We start from the raw sequence: 23,209 nt of genomic DNA on the forward strand, positions 1-23,209 counted from the left end.
ATCTGTGATCTGGTCGGGCAAAAAACGTCGTTGTTTTAAACGATCAGGAGGTAAGGGGGAGCTCGTCAGGGTTGGGTTTTAGCACCGGTTGCCACAGTACCTGTAATTGTTGCAGGGGTTCACCACGGATCAGGCCAAGAGTCATTTGTGCGATTTGTTGGCCGACTTCCGCGCGGGTGGCTTGGACGATGGAGGCTACAGGAAGATCGAGCAGGCTTTCCGCTGGTAATCCGTCATACACCACCAGAGAAACTCCACCGGGGCCGAGTTTATCGGCATCACGAAGCGCCATTGCTGCCCCCTCGCCGTGACCGTTGCAGTCGGTAATGATTGCCGTCGGTGGATCGGCTAACGCCAATAACGCTTGGGTGGTCAGATAACCCGCGCGACGGCTTGGCGTGATACTGCACAGATAATCGTCACGTTGTTGCAGTTGATGGTTGGCCAATCCATCCAGATAACCTTGGCGGCGCTGGCTGATAAATGACTGCTGGTTATTTTCGCCCAGATAGGCAATTTTCCGGTGGCCGAGCGCCACCAGATAGTCCACGGCCATCAGGCTGCCAGCGCGATTATCAAAATCAAACCAGGCGTAATCTTTCACCAGTTGGCTGCGGCCGAGCGCCAGAAACGGGAAGTTTAGTCGCTGTAATTCATGCAGACGCGGATCGTTGTCTAGCGTATGGGCAACAATCAACGCATCAACACGTTTGCTGGCAATCAGACGAGTAAAGGCATGATGGGGCGCATCATCTGCCACCAGCAGCAGATCGATCTCGTGGCGTACCAACTCATTGCTGATACAACCGATCATCTCCATCAAGGTAGAGTTACTTAACGTGTAGTTATTGAAGGGGAAAACCAGCCCAACGGCGTCGATTTTGCCCATTTTTAAGCGGCGTGCCAGGGTATTGGGGCGATACCCCAAACGCTCTGCCTCAGCCTCTACCCGTTGGCGCGTATCTTGGGCCACGTCGCCGTAGCCATTCAGGGCGCGACTCACGGTGGTAACGGAGAGATCCAATGCTTTGGCAATCGCTTTCAGGGACATATTTCACTCTACAGAAGGTGTTGGGATGCCGAGCGAGAGTAACACAGGCAGAGGAACCGGCGGGAGAGGTGAGGGCAGGAAATGCGAACTGGCGGGGCAAAGGCCCCGCACTGTGGGCTTACAGCGGGCTGAGGGTGATCTCAACGCGGCGGTTCTGCGCCTTGCCTGCGGTGGTGCTATTGGAGGCGATCGGGTTATCCGGGCCAGCACCGGTTGAGCGGATGCGGTTGGCGGCGACCCCTTGGGTGATTAGCGCGCTGGCCACACCGTCTGCACGTTGCTGGGACAGCGTCATATTATGCGCACGGGCTCCGGTGCTGTCGGTGTAACCCACCACGTTGACGGCGGTTTTTTCATACTCTTTCAGCACCATCGCCACGCCGGTCAGGGTGTTGGCGCCCGCCGGTTTCAGCGTGCTGCTGTCGGTATCGAAGGTCACGTTGTTCGGCATATTCAGCACGATATTATCGCCCTGACGGGTAACGCTAACGCCGGTACCTTTCATTTTGTCGCGCAGTTTGGCTTCCTGCACGTCCATGTAGTATCCGGCGCCACCGCCCAATGCGGCACCGGCTGCGGCGCCGATCAGTGCGCCTTTGCCACGGTCTTTTTTCGATGAAGAGATCATGCCGATACCGGCACCCAGGGCTGCGCCAACGCCAGCGCCAATACCGGACTTGCCGGCTTCTGACTCCCCGGTGTAAGGGTTGGTGGTACAAGCCGATAGCGTCATGGCAACGGCTACCGCACCAGCAATTATCGCAATGCGTTTTTTCATTGTTAGTTCCTTTAAAAGCAGGGATATCTGCGTGCGCTACTCCAAACTGGAGGCGCTAATCGTCGGCATTCAGCCGCGAGCCCCAAACGGGCCGCGCAACTATGACGTACCTTTTGGCCAGCAGTTCCGATAAAAATCGTGACAAATTATAAACCTGTAAGCCAGGCAGGAAGGTAGCCGCCAAATCGCCGCTTGGGAACCAGAACAAACTGAATTAATGCAAGATTGGTTGATCTTTAGGACAAAGGGGCGAAGAGTTTCGCCCCGATAAGATGCCGTTAGGCTAACGTTTCGCCATTGCTGGCGATCACACGGCGATACCAGTCGAAGCTCTGTTTCTTCGAGCGGGCAAAGCTGCCGCTGCCGTCGTCGTGCTTATCCACGTAGATAAAACCGTAGCGCTTACTGTATTGCCCGGTGGTGAAGGACACGCAGTCGATACAGCCCCAGGGGGTAAAGCCCATCAGCTCAACGCCGTCGTCGATCACCGCTTTTTTCATCTGCTCGATGTGCGAACGCAGATAGGCGATGCGGTAATCGTCGTGGATCTGGCCATCGGCCTCGGGCTTATCCAGTGCACCGAAGCCGTTCTCGACGATAAACAGTGGCTTCTGATAGCGTTCATAGAGAATGTTGAGCGTATAGCGCAGCCCAACCGGATCGATTTGCCAGCCCCAGTCGGACGCTTTCACATAAGGGTTCGGCACGCTGCCTTCAAAACCGGCCAGGGCCGTGCCCGTGCCGATGGAGTCTGCCTGCACCGCGTTACTCATGTAGTAGCTCAGGCCGATATAGTCTGCACAGCCTTCACGCAGGATCTGCTCATCCTCCGGTTGCATCTGGATGTGGTAACCCTTGCGCTCCCATTCGTGCAGGATGTAGGACGGGTAATAGCCGCGCATATGCACATCGCCAAACAGGAAGCGTTCACGCATCGCCTCTTGGGCGTACATCACGTCGTCCGGATTGCAGGACAACGGATACAGCGGCACCATGGCGATCATGCAGCCAATCTGCAGTGCCGGGTTGATGGCATGTCCCAGTTTGACCACCTGTGCGCTAGCGACAAACTGATGGTGCAGTACCTGATACATGCACTCTTCCGGGTTCGGTTCCTGGGTGAAAATCACCCCTGAACAGCAGTAGCCGAACAGCGGAGTCTTCCAGTTGCGCTGGTTGTTGATCTCGTTGAAGGTCATCCAGTACTTCACTTTGTGCTGGTAACGGGAGATGACCACTTCGCTAAAGCGCACAAAGAAATCGACTACCTTGCGGTTCTTCCAGCCGCCATATGCTTTTACCAGATGCCATGGCATCTCAAAGTGGGAAAGAGTGATCACCGGCTCAATGCCGTATTTCAGCAACTCGTCAAACAGATTGTCGTAGAACTGTAACCCTTCTTCGTTCGGTTCCAGCTCGTCCCCCAGCGGGAAGATGCGCGACCAGGCAATCGAGGTGCGGAAGCACTTGAAGCCCATTTCGGCAAACAGCGCGATATCGCCTTGATAACGGTGATAGAAGTCCACCGCCTCGTGGTTGGCGTAGAGATAGCCTGGTTCAATGCCGTCGGTGATCACACGATCGACGCCGTGGGCACCGCTGGACAGCACATCGACGATGCTTGGGCCTTTACCGCCCTGATCCCAGCCGCCTTCAACCTGATGCGCCGCTACTGCGCCGCCCCACAGGAAATCATCCGGTAACTGTTTTTTCATAACTTTGCTTCTCTTGATAGATGAATTTAGGCCATTTCAGGCTTGTTGAGCGGTGCCGTTGGTACAGGCTGTTCTTCTTTGAAGCCGACGATATAGGTTAGTACCGCACCAAGCACAAATGCCACGCAGATGGACAATAGGAAGCCAAGGAACTGCGGCATATGGCCTTCTTTAAAGAACACCGGCAGCACGGCAATCCCCGGTAGGCAATAGCTCCATGACACCGCGTTGAAGGCTCCGGCAATGGAACCGCCGACCGCACCTGCGACACAGCCGCAAATCATTGGGCGTTTCAGACGCAACGCTACGCCGTAGATGGCGGGCTCCGTGATGCCAAACAGGGCGGTCATGCCCGCAGACAGCGAAACGCGCTTCATCTCTGGGTCTTTGGATTTCAAATAGACGCCCAGCACGGCACCTGCCATGGCAAACACCGGCGAGGCTTGCAGGCCGGTAAAGGTGTCATAACCCAGTGTGGCATAGTTCCCCACGGTGACCGGAGTGATCCCCCAGTGTACGCCCAGCGTGACCAACGGCATCCACAGCGCACCTACCACCGCTCCGGCAATGGAAGGGCTGAGGTGATACAGCGTGTTATAGACGCCACCGATGGCACCGCCAATCATGTTGCCGATCGGGCCAAAGGCCAGCAGCGTCAGCGGCACCATGATCGCGATACAGAACATCGGCGTGAACAGGTTGCGGATCACCAGCGGCAGGATGCGTTCAAAGAAACGCTGCACATAAGACATGATCCAGACCATCAATATGATCGGGATCACCGAGGCGGTGTAGCTGAGATACTGCACCGGCATGCCCAGGAAGGTGAGGGGATCGGCGTTAATCGGGATACCGGCCACCTCGGCCAGCACCCTGGCAATCTGTGGGTTATTGACGGCTTCCTGCATCAAAGCCTGCATGGCCGGATCGGCAGAGTTCACCAACAGGATTTTATTGGCGGTGAGCATGTTCATATAGTCTGGAGAGACCAGCGCACAGGCCGCGATCACTGCGGTGAACGGGTTGACGTTGAATTTTTTCGCGGCGGTGAAGGCCACCATCACCGGCAGGAAGGTGAAGCCGGTCCAGGAAACGAAGTTCAGAATACGATAGGTGCCGCTTGCCGGATCCATCCAGCCCAAGGCAGCAAACAGCGATATGAGCCCCTGCAACACCCCGCAGGCTGCCAGCGGATACAGGAAGGGGGCGAAGATGCTGGAAATTATGTCCATCAGGCGGCTGACGATGCCGACGTTCGGCGCGCTGACCGCCACGTTCTCATCCATATTGACCAGCTTCAGCACTTCCCGATAGGCATCGCCGACGTGGTTGCCGATCACCACCTGCAATTGGCCACTGGACTCGATGACGGTAATAACGCCTTTGACGCGTTTCAGCGTGTCTTTATCGGCCTGGCTACTGTCTTTTAAAATAAATCGCAAACGGGTGGCGCAATGTGTGACATTAATCACATTATTATCGCCGCCAATCAGGCACACGATCTCTTTTGCCGAGTCAGCATAATTAATTGCCATCAACGTAACTCCATCTGTGGGGTACAGAAATATCGGGCTTTATTGTAGGTCGAAGGTGATTTCTAAATGGATAGTAGCAAACGGCAAGAGAATGTCACGATATAACAAAATGACAAAATAGTGATTTGTCACATGCAAAAAACAGGGTGTTATTTAACGTGCTTTAGCTAATAACATTATTGACCGAGGCTTTTAGCCAGCTTTTTCCCTATCGCCTCCAACATATACATCACCGGCACCTGGGTGGTGATATCGTATTCGCTGGCAATGCGGATTTGCGGCATGTGGTAAGAGAGGTTAAAGTCCGCCATGCGCGCCAGTGAAGAGGATTCGCTATTGGTAATGCTGACGATCTTACAGTTATGCAGGCTAAATTGGCTGGCCAGTTTAAGAATTTCCGGCGTTTCTCCAGAAACCGATAAAATAATGGCTACCGCGTTTTTATACATATCGCTGCTGATGGGATAATAAGGGTCATCGATATAATTACTGAATTTACCGACGTTAGAGAAAAAACGAGCGCCGTACTTACCTAATGTGCCGGATGTTCCTGCTCCGACAAAGATGATCCGTTCCGCGTTGGCAATGTGCGCTGCCGCATCCGTAATTAACTGTTCAAACTCTTCATTGTTAATACTCTTGAAGAAGCTGACAATTTCACTGACGCCGGAGGTTAGCAGCAGCTTGTCTTCCTGTTCCAGAAAGAGTTTAAAACGAATGCGGAATTCCGAATAGCCGCTGAAATTCATTTTCTTACAAAAGCGTAATACCGTGGTGGTGGAGACCTTGGCACCGTCCGCCAGCTCGCGAATGGTCATATACATGACCTTGTCCTTATTTTTGATGACGTAGTTGTACACCATCAATTCAAGACCGTTGAGCTTGGATAAGGCGATATGGGTAAACATGCTGGATCTCGTTGACAAGGTTGGCTGCCAAAGTACCAGAAGCGGGCAGGGATGACAAAGCCCGCCCGCTGCTTCTTCAGGGGTAGCGCAGTTCGGTTGCGGCCCAGTTCATGATCAGCGTATGGGCCTGGGTCTCCTGGTTGAATTGGCGCTGTACTTCACTGAACCCAAGCTTGCGGTAAAAGGCGCAGGCCCGCAGATTCTGCTCGTATACCTCCAGGCTCAGCCAGCCGTGCTGTTGCTGCACGTGATCCATCAGCGCTGCTCCGACGCCTTGGCCGTGGAAGCGTTCATCGACAAACAGCGCACCCACAAAGCGTTCATCCAGCACGCTGATAAAACCGGCGATCTGCTGGTGGTGCAGATAAACCCAGGTTTTGGCGCGCGGCAGATAGCTTTCACGCACCAGTTGGGCGGTTTGCTGCCAATAATCGGCCGCGATAAACGGATGGGCTTGGGTGGTACTTGCCTGCCACAACGTCATTAGCGGCTCGATATCGGCTGGAACGGCGGTGCGGATCATGCCTGGCGCTGCTTTGGGTGGCAAAAGCAACCGGTAAGATGATCGTTCACCAGGCCGCTGGCCTGCATAAAGGCATAGCAGGTGGTTGAGCCGATAAATTTAAAGCCGCGCTTTTTCAACGCCTTGGACAGGGCATCGGACTGTTCGGTTTTGGCTGGGACTTCGCCAAGCGCCTGCCAGTGATTGATCAGCGGCTTGCCGGTGACGAACTGCCAGATAAAGGTGACAAAATCTTCTCCAGCGGCTTCCATCGCCAGATAGGCCTTGGCATTGTTGATAATCGCCTCAATCTTGCCGCGATGGCGGATGATGCCGCTGTCTTGCATCAGCGTTGCCACGTCTTGCTCGGTCATGGCTGCAATGTGCTGCGGATCGAAATTGTGGAAGGCACGACGGTAGTTTTCACGTTTTTTCAGCACGGTGATCCAGGAAAGACCGGCCTGCTGGCCTTCCAGGCACAGCATTTCGAACAGCTCGCGTGCGTCGGTGGTGGGTACGCCCCATTCCTGGTCATGATACTCAAGATATAGCGGATCGGCGGTAACCCAACCGCAACGTTCGTTGGCCATACGAGGATTCCTTTTGCTGTATTTATTTACAGGTAATCATCGCCGTAAGTAGCCTGCTTGGCAACCCTTTGCACGATTTATCGTCAGTTAACTTGACGTTATGTGAATCCCCGCAATATTTACTACACGGCTATGGCGATAACTGCCAACGATAAGAACAGGATTTCCTCTATTTATGACTAGGAGTCTATTTATGCCTCTGAAAAGAAAGGTCAAGCACACTCCAACGGTGCTTGCCGTGGCGTTAGCTTTTTGCCTCAGTGCTACGGCACAGGCTTACGATCAACTGTACGTGTTTGGCGACAGTCTGAGTGATACCGGCAATAACGGCCGCTTCACTTATGACAGTAACCAACATCGGCTGTATGACGAAATACTGGGGCAGCGCATCGGTGCCGCGCTGGTGGCGTCCGATAACGATGGCTACAACTATGCTGCCGGTGGTGGCGTGGCCGTACCGGCGCTAAACCCGGCGGACAATACCGAGGATCAGCTACAAAGCTACCTTGCGCGGGTTAACGGCAGAGCCGACGGAGACGGTCTGTATATTCACTGGATTGGTGGTAACGATCTGGCCGCCGCGGCGATGAATGTGGCAACCGCACCGGAGGTGGCATATACCAGCGCCTTGGCTGCGGCGACTCAGGTGCACGCTTTATTGAACGCCGGTGCCGGGACGGTGATAGTGCCAACGGTACCCAATATCGGCTCAACCCCGCAGTTGATGGAACTGATTATCCAGCAGGCGCTGGGGCCAGTGCAGGGCGCGGCCATACTGGCGGCGTACGGCAAGCTTAATACTCTCGCCACGCCGGATAACGCTTCGCGCCAGCAGGCGATCCATCAGGCTTTAGGTGCCGCAGCACAGCAGGCCAGCAGCAATCCCCTGGTGCAACAGGCCATCGCTGCCCAACTGAGCGAGGCTTTTGACAGTTTCAGCGCCCAGGCGGCCCAGCTTACCGATTTTTATAACCAGAGCGAAGATCGCCTGTTGGCTCAGGGCGGCGGTAATATCGTGCGCGTAGATGTCAACAAACTGTTCAGCGAGGCGATCGCCAATCCGGGCCAGTTTGGTTTTACCAACACCGCCGGTATGGCCTGCCCTGCGGGAGTTTCTTCGGCAGTATGCAGTTCGTCCATGCCTGGCTTTAACAGCGAGCAGGCTTATCTGTTTGCCGATCATTTCCACCCCAGCCCGCAGGCCCACCAACTGATCGCCGATTATATTCAGGCGGTATTGGATGGCCCGGCGCAGGCAGTGGCACTCAACCAGGCAACCGCCGCTTTCGCGCGTGATAGCCGTGCTACCCTGGACAGCCGTTTTCAGCAGCTACGCACCAGCAGCAATCCGCAGGGGTCGTTGGGCGTGTTCGGCGGCTATGCCGGGCAACGTTATGATTATTCTGCCAATACGGTTGCCGGAGATGGCGACGCCACCACGCATAACCTAACGCTGGGCGTGGATTACCAACTGACGGATGAGTGGCTGATAGGTGCGCTGATCTCAGGTTCCAACGACAATCAGCAACCTTCCAGCCGTTACGATTATAAGGCGCGTGGCGTGCTGCTGTCGGCCTTCAGCTCAGTGACGCTGTTTGAGCAGGGTTGGGTCAATGCCGATTTGCACTATGCCAGCGTGAATTACGACGATATTAACCGCAGTATGCAACTGGGTTCGCTAACCCGCACAGAAACCGGCGATACTGATGGTAAGCAGTGGGGCGCACGCGTTACTGCGGGGTATGACTTCCCGATCGCTTCGTATCTCACCACCGGGCCGATGGCTCAGTTTGCCTGGGATTACAGCAACGTCTCCGGTTATAGCGAGAATGGCGACAATAGTACGGCCATGCGTTTCAACGATCAGACCTATCATTCGCAGATCGGCGCTGTAGGATGGCGATTGGATAGCCAACTTGGGGTAGTTAATCCCTACGCGGAGGTGAGCTATCAGCATCAGTTCGGTGATGGCGTTTACCGGGCAGGCGGTGGATTGAAATCGACCCAGACTTCATTCACCCGCGACAGCGCCAGCCAGGATAAAAACTGGATGGATATCACCTTGGGGGCGAATATGCCGTTGAGCGATCGGGTGGCGGCGTTTGCGACGGTTTCGCAAACCAGCGGCTTGAGCAGTGGTGAGCAATTTATGTACAACGTGGGAGTCAGTGCGCGTTTTTAAAGAGGGGGCTTTAATCCTGATTGCCCGGTGCCAGAGGGTTTGGTGCCGGGAAGAATAGGGGGGAGCAACACTTACCCTTATTACGGGACAGCACCTGATACACGGGGCTGTCAGCCCTGTTCGCCATTGTCTTTCCCGAGTCCTTCACCTGAAAAGTACAGTGTCTGACTGTACTTTAGTATAACTATCATTTGCTCCTAAAAGACTTTATCGTTACGGCATAAGAGCAAAAGATTTAAATAAAAAAAACTGATCCCGTTTAAAGGATCAGGAGCCAATTCGGCCAACACCAGGGAAATTTTGTTGTCATTATTATAAATAACAGGTTGTCTGTCAATTGTTCTCTCGCTCGCTAATCAACGAGTGGGAGTGCTTTTGCGTGCCTGAAATATATAAAAAACGTATCAATCTCAGCCCCTATCATTAGTTTTTTAGCTTTAACTCGATATCAGCAATCAGAAAGTCAGTTATTATCAGATATGACGCGCTGTTTTTTGCCGAATGTTAACATTTTGGCAAAAAAACACCAAATTAAAAACACTTCAGCAACTAAAAATTTATCACGCAGACTGTCGTAAACCTGCTATTAACGCAGTGAAAAAATCAGGCTTTGATGTCTTGGAGTGAACGTGGTTAAAAAACACAGTTCTTTCATTAAATATATCAAGCATTAAAATCATCATGGTGTTATTGATTAAAATGCTCACGGAATTTTTTTACTCACTATTAGTTTTCTGTTTTTTTTATGATAAAATATTACCTCTATGCTGTGCTCTGAAATTTGTAACGGGAATTTCAATAAGGAGACTTTGCGTGTCGAGTTTATTCTTTAATAATAAATTTATTAACTCAGTCATAAAGAGTTATTTGGAAGCAAACTTACAAGAGTATAACAGCATAAAGTACGCTTATGCGATCATGAGCAAAATAAACCCTGCCGATTTCGCCATCATTTCTAACAAAACAGAATGGTTTGAGTTTTATACCGCAAATAACTACCAGTTTATCGATCCGGTATTGATTACGACATCCCGGCGAGTGACTCCCTTCGTCTGGGATGAAAATATTAAGAACGGCTCTGGGTTAAAACACCCCAATATTTTTGATATGGCCAAGAATTATAACATCATCAATGGCTATACGTTTGTGTTGCACGATCATAATAATAATCTGGTGGTGCTGTCGCTTTTTATGGATGACGCCTGTGACGAAAATATAGAAGAGGTTATCAAAGAGAACCAAGATAAACTGCAAATGCTGTTAATCACCGTGCATGATAAATTAACCACACTCTATCACGAACTGAATAACACCAGCGATGATGACCAAATCAACCAAAAAGAGCTGTTCTCCAAGCGCGAAAATGAGGTGATTTACTGGGCAAGCATGGGAAAGTCCTATCAGGAAATCGCGCTGATTCTGGGGATCAAGCTCACCACCGTAAAATATCATATCGGCAACGTGGTCAAAAAATTAGGCGTTACCAATGCCAAACATGCCATCAGGCTTGGCGTCGAACTGAAGCTCATCAGGCCGGTGCTTTACGAGCGAGAATGAGAGTGGCCAAGAGCCTCCGGCTTGAACGTATCGATGATCAATGTCGGATGGTGTAACAGTATTAAACATCACTGCTTAGGCCGACCCTATTCATTGAGGCTTATCGCCGGGCTAAATCTCGTTCAGGCAACAACTATCGACTCAATCCCTTCCTAACTGGCCGCGCAGCGCGATTTTTTCACGAAGATTGACACTTGCTGCGGGATTCTGGCTGTATATCTTACGGTCAACGGGTATACTGACCCATTCTGTTAAATCCACTTGTATCGCGTGCGAAATCAACATGCAAAAGTTTGATACCAAGACCTTTCAGGGTCTGATCCTGACACTACAGGACTATTGGGCGCGCCAGGGCTGCACCATCGTGCAACCGCTGGACATGGAAGTTGGCGCGGGGACATCCCACCCGATGACCTGCCTGCGTGCACTGGGCCCGGAGCCAATGGCCACCGCCTATGTGCAACCGTCTCGTCGCCCAACCGACGGCCGTTACGGGGAAAACCCGAACCGCCTGCAGCATTACTACCAATTCCAGGTGGTGATTAAGCCATCGCCAGAAAACATTCAGGAACTCTACCTGGGTTCCTTGAAGGAACTGGGTCTGGATCCGACCATCCACGATATCCGTTTTGTGGAAGACAACTGGGAAAACCCGACGCTCGGTGCCTGGGGTCTGGGTTGGGAAGTGTGGTTAAACGGCATGGAAGTCACGCAGTTTACCTATTTCCAGCAGGTTGGTGGTCTGGAGTGCAAACCGGTCACCGGTGAGATCACCTACGGTCTGGAACGCCTGGCGATGTACATCCAGGGCGTGGACAGCGTCTACGATCTGGTGTGGAGCAACGGCCCATTGGGCGTTACCACCTACGGCGACGTGTTCCATCAGAACGAAGTGGAGCAGTCCACCTATAACTTCGAATACGCCGATGTCGATTTCCTGTTCTCCTGCTTCGAGCAGTATGAGAAGGAAGCACAAACGCTGCTGGCATTGGAGAAACCGCTGCCGCTGCCGGCTTATGAACGTATCCTCAAGGCTGCTCATACCTTCAACCTGTTGGATGCACGCAAGGCGATCTCGGTTACCGAGCGTCAGCGCTATATTCTGCGTATTCGCACGCTGACCAAAGCCGTTGCCGAGGCCTACTACGCTTCCCGCGAAGCGCTGGGCTTCCCAATGTGTAACAAGAAGTAGAGGCAGCTATGACACAACAGACTTTCCTGGTGGAAATCGGCACGGAAGAGCTGCCGCCGAAGGCTCTTCGCTCACTGGCAGAAGCCTTTGCTGCCAACTTTACCGCTGAACTGGACAACGCTGGCCTGGAACATGGCGAAGTGAAGTGGTTTGCCGCTCCGCGCCGCCTGGCGTTGAAAGTGGCGGATCTGAGTGCTGCGCAGGCCGATCGTGAAGTTGAAAAACGCGGTCCAGCCATTGCCCAGGCGTTTGATGCCAGCGGCCACCCGAGCAAAGCGGCCGAGGGTTGGGCGCGTGGTTGTGGTATTACCGTCGATCAGGCCGAGCGTCTGGTGACCGATAAAGGCGAATGGCTGCTGTATCGCGCCCATGTGCCAGGCCAATCTGCCCAGCAACTGCTGGCCGGTATGGTGAGCACCGCGCTGTCCAAGCTGCCAATCCCGAAACTGATGCGCTGGGGCGATAAAGAAACCCAGTTCGTCCGCCCTGTGCATACCGTGACCCTGCTGCTGGGTGCAGAACTGATCCCTGGCACCGTGCTGGGTATCGACTCTGCCCGCACTATTCGCGGCCACCGCTTTATGGGTGAAGCCGAATTCACCATCGATAATGCCGATCAATACCCGCAGATCCTGTTGGAGCGCGGCAAAGTGGTGGCGGATTATCAAACCCGTAAATCCTTGATCAAGCGTGATGCCGAGTTGGCTGCACAGCAGATTGGCGGTAAAGCCGATCTGAGCGAGAGCCTGCTGGAAGAAGTCACCTCGTTGGTCGAATGGCCAGTGGTGCTGACCGCCAAGTTCGAAGAGAAATTCCTGGCGGTGCCGGCGGAAGCGTTGGTGTACACCATGAAGGGCGATCAGAAGTATTTCCCGGTGTATGACGCCGCGGGCAAACTGCTGCCGAACTTTATCTTCGTCGCCAATATCGAGTCGAAAGATCCGCAGCAAATCATCTCCGGTAATGAGAAGGTGGTGCGCCCACGTCTGGCGGATGCCGAATTCTTCTTCAATACCGACCGCAAGCAACGCCTGGAAGACAACCTGCCGCGTCTGGAAACCGTGCTGTTCCAACAGCAACTGGGCACCCTGCGCGCCAAGACCGACCGTATTCAGGCCATGGCGGGCTGGATCGCTGGCCAGATCGGGGCTGACGTCAACCACGCCACGCGTGCGGGGTTGCTGTCGAAGTGCGATCTGATGACCAATATGGTGTTCGAATTCACCGACACCCAAGGCGTCATGGGCATGCACTATGCGCGCCACGACGGTGAAGCTGAAGACGTGGCGGTGGCGTTGAACGAACAGTACCAACCACGCTTTGCCGGTGATGAGCTGCCGCAATCGTTGGTGGCCTGCTCGTTGGCGATTGCCGACAAAATGGACACCCTGGCCGGGATCTTCGGCATCGGGCAACATCCGAAAGGCGATAAAGACCCGTTCGCCCTGCGCCGTGCTGCGCTGGGTGTGCTGCGTATTATCGTTGAGAAAAACCTGCCGCTGGATCTGCAAACCCTGACCGAAGAGGCTGTCCGCCTGTATGGCGACAAGCTGACCAACGCCAAGGTCGTAGACGAGGTTGTCGACTTTATGCTGGGCCGTTTCCGCGCCTGGTATCAGGAAGAAGGCCATGCGGTGGATACTATCCAGGCCGTATTGGCACGTCGTCCAACCAAGCCAGCCGACTTCGATGCGCGGGTAAAAGCGGTGACGCATTTCCGTACGCTGGAAGCAGCAGCGGCATTGGCGGCTGCCAACAAGCGCGTTTCCAATATCCTGGCCAAATCCAACGATACGCTGCTGGACCACGTTCGCGCTTCGGTATTGAAAGAACCGGCCGAGCTGAAGTTGGCAACCCACTTGGTGGTGCTGCGCGATAAGCTGGAGCCGTTCTTCGCCGAAGGCCGCTACCAGGAAGCGCTGGTTGAACTGGCCGCACTGCGTGAAACCGTGGATGCGTTCTTCGACGGCGTGATGGTGATGGCAGAAGATGAAGCGGTGCGTGTGAACCGCCTGACGCTGCTGAGCAAGCTGCGTGAGCTGTTCTTGCAGGTCGCGGATATCTCCGTACTGCAATAATGGTGTAAAGCCCAAGAAAAAGCGCCTGCGGGCGCTTTTTCATCTCTGATGGCGGCCGCGCAACGGTGAGTTATTCTGCGAGCCTCGCACAATCACATTTCGTATCGCTGGCAGTTGATCTATTCTTGTAGACGCACGGAGGGCGGCAGACGGCATGGAATCCGATAAAAGACACCTTTATAACAGGAGTTATGTCACATGGCTGTAGGGATCCAGAGCAGAAGTTTCGCGCGTTGGCTGGCACCGGTGTTGGCATTGTTGGTGGTTATACAACTGACCGCCTGCGGCGATAAAGAGCCGGAGCAGCGCAAGGCATTCGTTGATTACTTACAGAATACGGTCATGCGCAGTGGCGTACATATCCCGACGTTGAGCGAAGATCAGAAACAGAAATTCGGTGCTTATACCAGCGATTACGCCATTCTGGTGGGCTTTTCCCAGCAGTTGACCAAGTCGGTGGACGCCAGCCTGACCCCGGCGCTGGAGCAGGTAAATCAGATCCGTACCGCGCAGGACTACATGAGCAAGCGCGATAGCCTGCAACAGTCGATCGGCGCGTTAAACCTGCTGGGCCAGCAGATCCAGACTGCCAAGGCGCAGGCGGATACCGCTCATGCGGCGTTGAAACAGCCGGACGATCTGAAAGCGGTGTACAACCAGGCGTATGACAAGATTGTTACCGCACCGGCCAATGCGCTGATGCCAGCGATCCCAACCACCGCCGGTTTTGTCCAAGACCTGGTACAGGTAGGGGATTTCCTGCAGGCCCAGGGCAATCAGGTCAGCTTCAACAACGGTGGCGTGCAGTTCCGCACCCAGCAGCAGGCGACGCAGTACAACACCATGATGTCCAATCTGGTGGCCAAGCAGCAGGACTTGCTGAACGCACAGAAAACCGTGCTGGCGGTAATGCAGTAGCGTTAAGCAATATTCAGATTGGCAATGTTGCTGGAACTGTAGGGGTCGAACTTGTTTGGCCCTTTTTAATTTACTGATATATAATATATTTATCGCCTCACCTCTCGATGGTTTAATCTTTCCTCAAGTGTATTAACCGAATACCAAGCTTCATGCATGCTGTCTGGCGCTTCGATCCCACCTCTTCACGGATATTTTGATGTTGCGTAATACGAAACAGGTTGTATGATGTTTCGTGTTGCGCAACGAGGGTGAGGGAGCATTCTTATGATTAAGAGTTTTAAGCACAAGGGATTGCGACAGTTTTTTGAGAAAGGCTCTACGGCTGGCATCAATACTCAACAGATCGGTAAAATTCGTCTGAGGCTTGGTGTAATTGATGCAGCAAAGGACATCAGTGATATCAACCGCCCTGGCTATCAACTTCACCCATTGTCGGGTGACCGTGCCGGGCAGTGGTCAATAACCGTAACAGGCAACTGGCGCATCACGTTTGAATTTATCAACGGTGATGCCTATATCGTCAACTATGAGGATTATCACTAATGGCTATGCATAACCCCCCGCATCCGGGCGAGATCATCGCTGAAACGCTGGAAGAACTGGGTGTTGGTATCCGCGTATTTGCCAGGGCGTTGATGGTGGCACCCTCCACCGCACAGCGCTTGGTCGCAGGGAATGCGGCTGTTAGCCCTGAGATGGCGGTGAAGTTGTCCATAGTGCTGGGCAGCTCCCCTGAATTCTGGCTAAACCTGCAGGATAATTACAGCCTGTGGATCGCCAAAAAAGCAGTCAATACTTCGCAGCTAAAGCGTTTGGTTACCGCTTGACCTCTACCGCCATGCCGGTAGGGTTATTTCTGCCGGGCGGTGGATGCGTTCACTGGCCCGGCATTGTTTGGCGGAGCAACTGCCTTGAACGCTCACCAAAATACTCCCACGCACTTCTGTACTACACTTCACTTATTCATCACATCTCTTAATGTAGTTTTCTTTCATCCACGCCATGGTTATTTCCCGACGGTGTGGATGCTCACAGGGAAGATGTCATTTCAGGCCACGGCCCGGTGGTCGGATGTAAAATAAATTGTGATTCTTGTCACATTTTAAAAACAAACATCAAGGTTTAAAGTGTGATTAAAGTCACGTTTTAGGTGTTTTTTGCCGGTATGTCTTCTCGTTGTATTTTTTTTACACCGGATAAGTGTGATGTGTGTCACTAAATACACCGGGGTATAGGGGCAATATTAGTGATGGTGATCACAAAAATTCCTTGAAGTTCGCGTAGTAAAAGGAGCGTGGTAGAGTCCGTTTCGCAAACAGCATCAACAGGGCTAGAACGTTACAACAATTATCGCGCGCTCTTATTGTCAGCGCGTAACAATAGGGGTGTGTTTATGTTTTCACCAGACATCAAGGTTAAAGTGCAAAACTTTGGCCGTTTCCTGAGTAACATGGTGATGCCCAACATTGGCGCATTCATCGCCTGGGGTATCATCACTGCGCTATTCATTCCTACCGGCTGGCTGCCAAATGAGACTTTAGCCAAGCTGGTTGGGCCAATGATCACCTACCTGCTGCCACTGCTGATCGGTTATACCGGCGGTAAACTGGTGGGCGGCGAGCGTGGCGGTGTGGTCGGTGCCATCACCACCATGGGCGTGATCGTCGGTGCGGACATGCCGATGTTCCTGGGCTCCATGATTGCAGGCCCGTTGGGCGGCTGGGCGATCAAGCATTTTGACCGTTGGGTCGACGGCAAGATCAAAAGCGGCTTCGAGATGTTGGTCAACAACTTCTCCGCAGGCATCATCGGTATGCTGTTGGCAATCCTGGCCTTTATGGGTATCGGGCCATTGGTCGAAGCGATATCCAAAGTGCTGGCGGCTGGCGTGCATATCATGGTGGTCAACAACCTGCTGCCATTGACCTCGATCTTCGTTGAACCGGCGAAAATCCTGTTCCTGAACAACGCCATCAACCACGGCATCTTCTCACCGCTGGGTATCCAGCAGGCGACGGAAACCGGTAAATCAATCTTCTTCCTGATCGAAGCCAACCCAGGCCCAGGTTTGGGCGTGCTGATGGCCTATATGTTCTTCGGCCGTGGTAGTGCCAAGCAGTCTGCTGGCGGTGCGGCGATCATCCACTTCCTGGGTGGTATCCACGAAATCTATTTCCCATACGTGCTGATGAATCCACGCCTGATCCTGGCGGTTATTCTGGGCGGTATGACCGGCGTATTCACCCTGACCCTGCTGAACGGCGGCCTGGTATCTCCTGCTTCCCCTGGTTCTATCCTGGCGGTGCTGGCGATGACGCCAAAAGGCGCCTACTTCGCTAACCTGGCGGCGGTATTTGCGGCGTTCCTGGTCTCCTTTGTGGTTTCAGCCTTCCTGCTGAAAACCTCAAAAGTGAAAGAGGAAGACGATCTGGAAGAGGCGACCCGCCGTATCCAGGACATGAAAGCCCAGTCTAAAGGCGGTGCCGCGGTAAACGCAGCGGTAGACGGCGATCTGAGCACCGTGCGTAAAATCATCGTGGCTTGCGATGCGGGTATGGGTTCCAGCGCTATGGGTGCTGGCGTGCTACGCAAGAAAGTGGCGGACGCGGGGCTGAAGAATATCTCGGTAACCAATAGTGCGATCAACAGCCTGCCGGAAGATGTGGATCTGGTGATCACTCACCGCGATCTGACCGAGCGTGCGATGCGCCATGCGCCGCAGGCTCAGCACATCTCGCTGACCAACTTCCTGGACAGCCATCTGTACAGCGATTTGACCGCTCGCCTGGTGGCTGCTAACAAGACCAGCGAAACCGAGCAGAAGGTTATCTCTACCCTGGATGACAGCTTTGACGCCAGCGAACAGAACCTGTTCAAACTGGGTGAAAGCAACGTGTTCCTCGGCTTGCAGGCCATTGATAAAGAGCAGGCGATTCGTTTTGCCGGTGAGCAACTGGTGAAGGGCGGCTATGTCGAGCCAGAATATGTTCCGGCCATGTTGGAACGTGAAAAGCTGACCTCTACCTATCTGGGCGAATCCATTGCCGTGCCGCATGGCACCATCGAAGCCAAAGACCGTGTGCTGCGTACCGGCGTGGTGTTCTGCCAGTATCCGCAGGGCGTACGTTTCGGTGACGAAGAGGATGAGGTGGCGCGCCTGGTTATCGGTATCGCGGCGCGTAACAACGAGCATATCCAGGTGATCACCAGCCTGACAAATGCGTTGGATGATGAAACCGTCATCGAGCGGCTGGCGAATACCACCAGCGTCCAGGAAGTGTTGGATTTGCTGGGCGGCAAAAAGGCCTGATAACAGAATTATTTTAAAGGGTGCAGCTTGCTGCACCTTTCTACATTAAGAAAGGGTGGAATATGAAAGCATTACACTTCGGAGCCGGCAATATTGGCCGTGGCTTTATTGGCAAACTGCTTGCCGACGCGCACGCCGAACTGACTTTTGCTGACGTTAACCAGACGGTGCTGGACGCGTTGAACCAACGCAAAAGCTATCAGGTACATGTGGTGGGTGAGCAGGCGCGCGTTGAAGAGGTGAATAACGTCAGTGCCGTCAACAGCGGTAGCGAAGAGGCGGTGGCCTTGATAGCCCAGGCCGATATTGTCACGACCGCCGTTGGCCCGCAGATCCTCGCCAGAATTGCCGGGACTATCGCCAAAGGCCTGATCCTGCGCCATCAGCAAGGCAATACTCAACCGCTGAATATCATCGCCTGTGAAAACATGGTACGCGGCACCAGCCAGCTCAAACAGCACGTGTTCGACTCGCTGCCACAGGATGAACAGGCCTGGGTTGAGCAGCATATCGGCTTTGTCGATTCTGCCGTAGACCGTATCGTGCCGCCAGCCGAGGCGGGCAGCAACGATCCGCTGGAAGTGACGGTGGAAACCTTCAGCGAGTGGATTGTCGACCAGACCCAATTCAAGGGGCAACCGCCAGCCATCGCCGGCATGGAACTGACCGACAACCTGATGGCATTTGTTGAGCGTAAGCTGTTTACCCTCAATACCGGCCATGCGATCACCGCCTACCTGGGCCAGCGCGCCAAGCTGTTGACCATTCGTGATGCGATCCTCGATCCGGTCATCCGCCAGGTGGTCAAAGGGGCGATGGAAGAGAGCGGTGCGGTGCTGATCAAGCGCTACGGTTTTGATGCCGGCAAGCATGCCGCCTATATCAACAAAATCCTGTCCCGCTTCGAAAACCCGTATCTGCACGATGACGTTGAGCGCGTAGGCCGTCAGCCGCTGCGCAAACTGAGCGCGGGCGATCGCCTGATCAAGCCGCTGATGGGAACGTTGGAATACGGCTTGCCGCACGCCAACCTGATCAAGGGAATTGCCGCCGCCATGAGCTACCGCAGCGAACAGGACCCACAGGCACAAGAACTGGTAGACTTGCTGAGCAAACTGGGTCCAAAAGCCGCGCTGGCGCAAATTTCCGGTTTACCGGCCGACAGCAAGGTTGTGGAAGAGGCGGTTGCTGTGTATAACGCCTTGCAGTAAACGCTGTGATATCAAACCAGTGTAAGCAAACTCATTCCCTTTCCCCACGGATAAGGGGTAGGGTGAGGGGGCAAGGCGTCTTTGCCCCCCATTCGGGCTCACTTCCTGTGGTTAATGGGAGGCGCTCGAATGACCACACCGCCCATGCGATTCGAAAAGCGAAGATGATCGAGACACAGGCATTCGAAAACAAGGTTCTGGAAAAGCTGAACGCTGGCAAGACGGTGCGCAGTTTTCTGATCGCAGCGGTCGAGCTGTTGGCAGAAGCGCTTAACGTCTTGGTGGTACAGGTTTTCCGTAAAGATGACTATGCGGTGAAATATGCCGTAGAACCTCTGTTGTCCGGTGCCGGGCCGCTCGGTGAACTTTCGGTACGTCTGAAGCTGATGTACGGGCTGGGGGTGATTTCCCGCCATGAATACGAAGATGCCGAACTGCTGATGGCGATGCGTGAAGAGCTGAACCACGACGGTTCGGAATATCGCTTTATTGATGATGAGATACTCGGCCCCTTCGGTGAGCTTCACTGCGTCAGCGCGTTGCCGCCGGTCCCCACGTTTCTACAGCCCGGCGAGGCGGATGAATCGTTGATCGCCATGCAACACCAGCGTTACCAGCAGATGGTGCGTTCTACCATGGTGCTGTCGATTACCGAGCTGCTGGCGGAAATCGGCGCCAAGCAGCCCTCCCGGCTCTCCCCGCTCGGTGCTCAAAAACCTTAAGCCATCAGCGCACGCCACTCGTCAAACAGCAGCCATAATGCGGTTGTTGCCATCAAGCCCGCCATCACGCCGTTAAATAACCGCAGTTTCCAGGTCACACGCAGAGCGTGGCGTAGCCGATCGCCCATCAACGCCCAGATCAAGATGCAGGGAACATTCACCGCAGTGAAGCCTGCGATGGTTAACAGCGTTTGATGCAGCGTCGCCCCTTCATGGGGAGTGAACAGGATCGCCACGTTGATGGCCATCAGCCAGGCTTTCGGGTTCACCGCCTGGAACAAGGCTCCGCCGATAAAGCGCATTGGCCGCGCCTGCTGTTTAGCATCCGGCGAAGCCGCCTTATACAGTTTCCACGATAGCCACAACAGGTACGCACAGCCCATTACCGCCAGCGGAAAGCGGATGGTATCGGCCCAGTTAAGGATCAACGCCAGCAATAGCGTGGTGAGGGCTAACTGTGTCGCACAGCCCAGACTGATACCAAACATCATCGGTAAGGTACGCCGCAGGCCGAAATTGACGCCGGACGAAGCCAGCAGCAGGTTATTGGGGCCAGGGGTAATCGACATCACGGTCACGTAACTGATAAAAGCAGAGTCCAGCATAAGGTTTTCCATACATGATTGGGAGTGATCACCAGCATAAGGGCTGTGGGGCGATGGTGACAGAACCAGAAATCAGCTATTGTCATGGTTACAGTTACGCTAATTTCAAACTGTACCCATAGCCTGGAGAGAAATTGTGACCCTGCTCGACGAGATCCCCGAAACCCGCTACCTGCAACTGGCGGAGACATTAGCGGCCGCTATCCATCGTGGCACTTTACCGCCCGGTAGCCGCCTGCCTTCGGTGCGCCGTTGCGCACAGAGCCACAGCGTCAGCATCAATACCGTGGTGGCAGCCTATCGCCAGTTGGAAGACCGGGGGTTGATCGAGGCGCGGCCACAGTCTGGCTTTTACGTGCGGGCGACCTTGCCTGCGTTGAAAACGGCGTCGGCACCCAGTAATCGGGTAGAGCAACCGGCGGATGATGTGCTGGCCCTGATCGATACGGTTTTCGCCGCCCAACAGAACCCGGCCTTCACCAATTTGTCGCTCGCCTGTCCGCAAACCGTGGATTTTTACCCCGGTGGCAAGCTGGGGCGGATGTTGTCATCACAGTTACGCCGCCAGCCTAATCTGATTGGCCAATACGCTTTGCCGCCGGGAAGCCTGAGGTTGCGCCAGCAGATCGCCCGGCGTTCGATGACGTTGGGCATGTTGCTGGAGCCGAGTGACATCACGCTGACACACGGTTGCATGGAAGCCTTGCAACTGGCGCTCAGGGTTACCACCAAGCCGGGCGATTGCGTGGGGTTGGAGTCGCCGACCTATTTTTACCTGTTGCCGTTGCTTGCCAGCCTGGGGCTGAAAGCGTTGGAGATCCCCACCGACCCGCAGCATGGCCTGTCGCTGGATGCGCTGGAATTACTGTTGCAGGAGAAACGGCTAAATGCGGTCATCGCTATGCCGACGATACAGAATCCACTGGGTTGCACTATGCCGCTGGCGTCGAAAAAACGGCTGGCACGCCTGATGAACGATCATCAAGTGCCACTGATCGAAGATGGGCTGTATGCCGAGCTGCAATTTGGCAGCGCGCTCAGTCCAGCGGTGAAGGCGTTCGATAGCGACGGCTGGGTGCTGTTTTGCTCCAGCTTCACCAAAACGCTGGCACCGGATTTCCGCATCGGCTGGGTGGTCGGCGGGCGGTTCAGTGAGGCGCTGCGCAAGCTGAAGGCGGTGTCTTCGATGTCGGAGTCGCACTTGCTGTCGGAAACGCTGGCGATGTTCCTGGAGGCGGGGGGATACGATCATCATTTGCGCAATTTGCGCAAACGCTATGCGGCGCAGGTGGAAGAGGCCAGGGCGCTGATTGCCCGCCATTTCCCGCGCGGGACAAGAGCGACTCAGCCTGCCGGTGGGTTTGTGTTCTGGGTCGAGTTCCCAGCAGGGGTGGACACGGTGGCGCTATTCCATCAGTTGCTGGATGAGCAGATCTGCCTGACGCCCGGTACGCTATATTCTCCCAGTGGGCGTTATCATAATGGGCTGCGGCTCTCCTGCTGCTATCCATTTAATGCCCGTTACACCCAGGCGCTGGCGCGGGTGGGGGCAAAAGCCTGCGAGATGAGCGGCCTGCCTGCGGGAATTGCGCAAGGTGAGGAGTAACCTGCCGTGCATTTTGCTACACTAGCGAAATATTTTTTACGCCATAGAACAAAACAGGCCAGAGACGATGAAAGAGAAAGAAAAAGCCGAGATTAAGCGCCTGAGCGATTTGCTGGACGCACTGAACCACAAAGACACCGTGGTGATCCAGCAGGGTAACACCGACCTGATTGCGCAACATCTCAAAGAAAAAGAGAAGCTGAAGACCGAGATTGAGCGCCTGAAAAACGTGCGCGTGGAAAAACTGAGTGCGGAAGCGCAAAAGTTGAGCCAACTGCCGTTCAGTCGTGAGATCACCAAGAAAGAGCAGGCGGATATGGGCACGCTGAAGAAAAGCGCCCGTGGCCTGATCGTGGTGCATCCAATGACCGCACTTGGCCGCGAGATGGGCCTGAAAGTGGTTACCGGCTACGCCAAAAAAGCGTTCTGATTACCCCTCACCCCAACCCTCTCCCACAGGGAGAGGGAGCTGTCCCGAGTGCGTAGTTAGTCCGCGTAACTTCGGAAAGTAGGGGGGCAGAACCAGAAAGGCAAGGTATTACGCAAAGCAATTAACGAATTCGATCGGTCCCCTCTCCTTAGGAGCGGATAGCCCCTGCTCTGTTGAGAGAACGGTGGTAATCTCAGCAACCGCGATCGCCCCCTCAACCAAGGTGAATCAGCCGGTGCTGATGAAGAGTCACGCTACTTTCAGCCTAACTCGATCGGTCCCCTCTCCCTGTGGGAGAGGGTTAGGGTGAGGGGCA

20 protein-coding genes are annotated in these 23,209 nt (G+C 54.2%); 12 read left to right on the plus strand and 8 right to left on the minus strand.

Features of this window, described 5'->3' with window-relative positions:
• Positions 1-43: 43 nt before the first annotated feature.
• The 7 genes from AC6HVW_RS18760 to AC6HVW_RS18790 all read right to left on the minus strand — a co-directional run bounded on the left by AC6HVW_RS18760 (position 44) and on the right by AC6HVW_RS18790 (position 7,079).
• Positions 44-1,051: a LacI family DNA-binding transcriptional regulator gene (locus AC6HVW_RS18760; RefSeq protein WP_021181360.1), complete on the minus strand. Its 1,008-nt coding sequence runs from the start codon at positions 1,049-1,051 to the stop codon at positions 44-46.
• Positions 1,052-1,169: 118 nt separating this feature from the next.
• The gene (locus AC6HVW_RS18765) at positions 1,170-1,829 is read right to left on the minus strand and encodes an OmpA family lipoprotein (RefSeq protein WP_071682684.1); all 660 of its coding nucleotides are present in this window, start codon (positions 1,827-1,829) and stop codon (positions 1,170-1,172) included.
• Between the two features lie 278 nt (positions 1,830-2,107).
• On the minus strand, positions 2,108-3,544 hold the full coding sequence (locus tag AC6HVW_RS18770) for a 6-phospho-beta-glucosidase (RefSeq protein ID WP_071682685.1): 1,437 nt from the start codon (positions 3,542-3,544) through the stop codon (positions 2,108-2,110).
• A 26-nt stretch (positions 3,545-3,570) separates the two neighbouring features.
• Positions 3,571-5,079 (minus strand): PTS transporter subunit EIIC, encoded by a 1,509-nt coding sequence (locus AC6HVW_RS18775; protein WP_071682686.1) that lies wholly within the window; start codon positions 5,077-5,079, stop codon positions 3,571-3,573.
• A gap of 176 nt (positions 5,080-5,255) precedes the next feature.
• On the minus strand, positions 5,256-5,987 hold the full coding sequence (locus AC6HVW_RS18780) for a MurR/RpiR family transcriptional regulator (RefSeq protein ID WP_497569596.1): 732 nt from the start codon (positions 5,985-5,987) through the stop codon (positions 5,256-5,258).
• Between the two features lie 76 nt (positions 5,988-6,063).
• Complete coding sequence (locus AC6HVW_RS18785) at positions 6,064-6,510, minus strand: N-acetyltransferase (RefSeq protein ID WP_071682688.1); 447 nt, start codon at positions 6,508-6,510, stop codon at positions 6,064-6,066.
• The gene (locus tag AC6HVW_RS18790; protein ID WP_071682689.1) at positions 6,507-7,079 is read right to left on the minus strand and encodes a DNA-3-methyladenine glycosylase I; all 573 of its coding nucleotides are present in this window, start codon (positions 7,077-7,079) and stop codon (positions 6,507-6,509) included. Before AC6HVW_RS18790 ends, AC6HVW_RS18785 begins: the two co-directional genes overlap by 4 nt.
• Positions 7,080-7,272: 193 nt before the next feature.
• Here AC6HVW_RS18790 and AC6HVW_RS18795 point away from each other — a divergent pair, with 193 nt between their 5' ends.
• The 10 genes from AC6HVW_RS18795 to AC6HVW_RS18840 all read left to right on the plus strand — a co-directional run bounded on the left by AC6HVW_RS18795 (position 7,273) and on the right by AC6HVW_RS18840 (position 20,252).
• Positions 7,273-9,261 carry an autotransporter outer membrane beta-barrel domain-containing protein gene (locus tag AC6HVW_RS18795; RefSeq protein ID WP_071682690.1) on the plus strand — a complete coding sequence of 663 codons (1,989 nt, stop codon included), beginning with the start codon at positions 7,273-7,275 and terminating at the stop codon, positions 9,259-9,261.
• Positions 9,262-10,074: 813 nt separating this feature from the next.
• Positions 10,075-10,818 carry a helix-turn-helix transcriptional regulator gene (locus AC6HVW_RS18800; RefSeq protein WP_071682691.1) on the plus strand — a complete coding sequence of 248 codons (744 nt, stop codon included), beginning with the start codon at positions 10,075-10,077 and terminating at the stop codon, positions 10,816-10,818.
• A 283-nt stretch (positions 10,819-11,101) separates the two neighbouring features.
• Complete coding sequence (gene glyQ / locus AC6HVW_RS18805) at positions 11,102-12,010, plus strand: glycine--tRNA ligase subunit alpha (protein WP_021181351.1); 909 nt, start codon at positions 11,102-11,104, stop codon at positions 12,008-12,010.
• A gap of 8 nt (positions 12,011-12,018) precedes the next feature.
• The gene (gene glyS / locus AC6HVW_RS18810; protein WP_071682692.1) at positions 12,019-14,088 is read left to right on the plus strand and encodes a glycine--tRNA ligase subunit beta; all 2,070 of its coding nucleotides are present in this window, start codon (positions 12,019-12,021) and stop codon (positions 14,086-14,088) included.
• 198 nt (positions 14,089-14,286) lie between these two features.
• Positions 14,287-15,006 carry a DUF3053 domain-containing protein gene (locus AC6HVW_RS18815; protein ID WP_071682693.1) on the plus strand — a complete coding sequence of 240 codons (720 nt, stop codon included), beginning with the start codon at positions 14,287-14,289 and terminating at the stop codon, positions 15,004-15,006.
• A gap of 267 nt (positions 15,007-15,273) precedes the next feature.
• Positions 15,274-15,552 carry a type II toxin-antitoxin system RelE/ParE family toxin gene (locus AC6HVW_RS18820; RefSeq protein WP_059199241.1) on the plus strand — a complete coding sequence of 93 codons (279 nt, stop codon included), beginning with the start codon at positions 15,274-15,276 and terminating at the stop codon, positions 15,550-15,552.
• The gene (locus tag AC6HVW_RS18825; protein ID WP_071682694.1) at positions 15,552-15,836 is read left to right on the plus strand and encodes a HigA family addiction module antitoxin; all 285 of its coding nucleotides are present in this window, start codon (positions 15,552-15,554) and stop codon (positions 15,834-15,836) included. The genes AC6HVW_RS18820 and AC6HVW_RS18825 overlap by 1 nt, the downstream gene beginning before the upstream one ends.
• Positions 15,837-16,402: 566 nt before the next feature.
• On the plus strand, positions 16,403-18,319 hold the full coding sequence (locus AC6HVW_RS18830; protein ID WP_071682695.1) for a PTS mannitol transporter subunit IICBA: 1,917 nt from the start codon (positions 16,403-16,405) through the stop codon (positions 18,317-18,319).
• Between the two features lie 62 nt (positions 18,320-18,381).
• A complete protein-coding gene (locus AC6HVW_RS18835) occupies positions 18,382-19,530 on the plus strand; it encodes a mannitol-1-phosphate 5-dehydrogenase (RefSeq protein ID WP_071682696.1) in 1,149 nt (382 codons plus the stop codon).
• Positions 19,531-19,694: 164 nt separating this feature from the next.
• The gene (locus AC6HVW_RS18840; RefSeq protein ID WP_024483278.1) at positions 19,695-20,252 is read left to right on the plus strand and encodes an MltR family transcriptional regulator; all 558 of its coding nucleotides are present in this window, start codon (positions 19,695-19,697) and stop codon (positions 20,250-20,252) included.
• Here the strand turns inward: AC6HVW_RS18840 and AC6HVW_RS18845 are convergent.
• A complete protein-coding gene (locus AC6HVW_RS18845) occupies positions 20,249-20,857 on the minus strand; it encodes a LysE family translocator (protein ID WP_021181345.1) in 609 nt (202 codons plus the stop codon). The genes AC6HVW_RS18840 and AC6HVW_RS18845 overlap by 4 nt on opposite strands.
• 136 nt (positions 20,858-20,993) lie before the next feature.
• On the opposite strand from AC6HVW_RS18845, the gene AC6HVW_RS18850 reads away from it, so the two are divergent.
• Together AC6HVW_RS18850 and AC6HVW_RS18855 are read left to right on the plus strand one after the other, a co-directional pair.
• On the plus strand, positions 20,994-22,463 hold the full coding sequence (locus AC6HVW_RS18850) for an aminotransferase-like domain-containing protein (protein ID WP_071682697.1): 1,470 nt from the start codon (positions 20,994-20,996) through the stop codon (positions 22,461-22,463).
• A gap of 67 nt (positions 22,464-22,530) precedes the next feature.
• Positions 22,531-22,893, plus strand: a complete 363-nt coding sequence (locus AC6HVW_RS18855; RefSeq protein WP_024483275.1) for a YibL family ribosome-associated protein — start codon at positions 22,531-22,533, stop codon at positions 22,891-22,893.
• The last annotated feature ends 316 nt before the right edge of the window (positions 22,894-23,209 follow it).

Source organism: Serratia sp. NCCP-200, assembly GCF_059697885.1.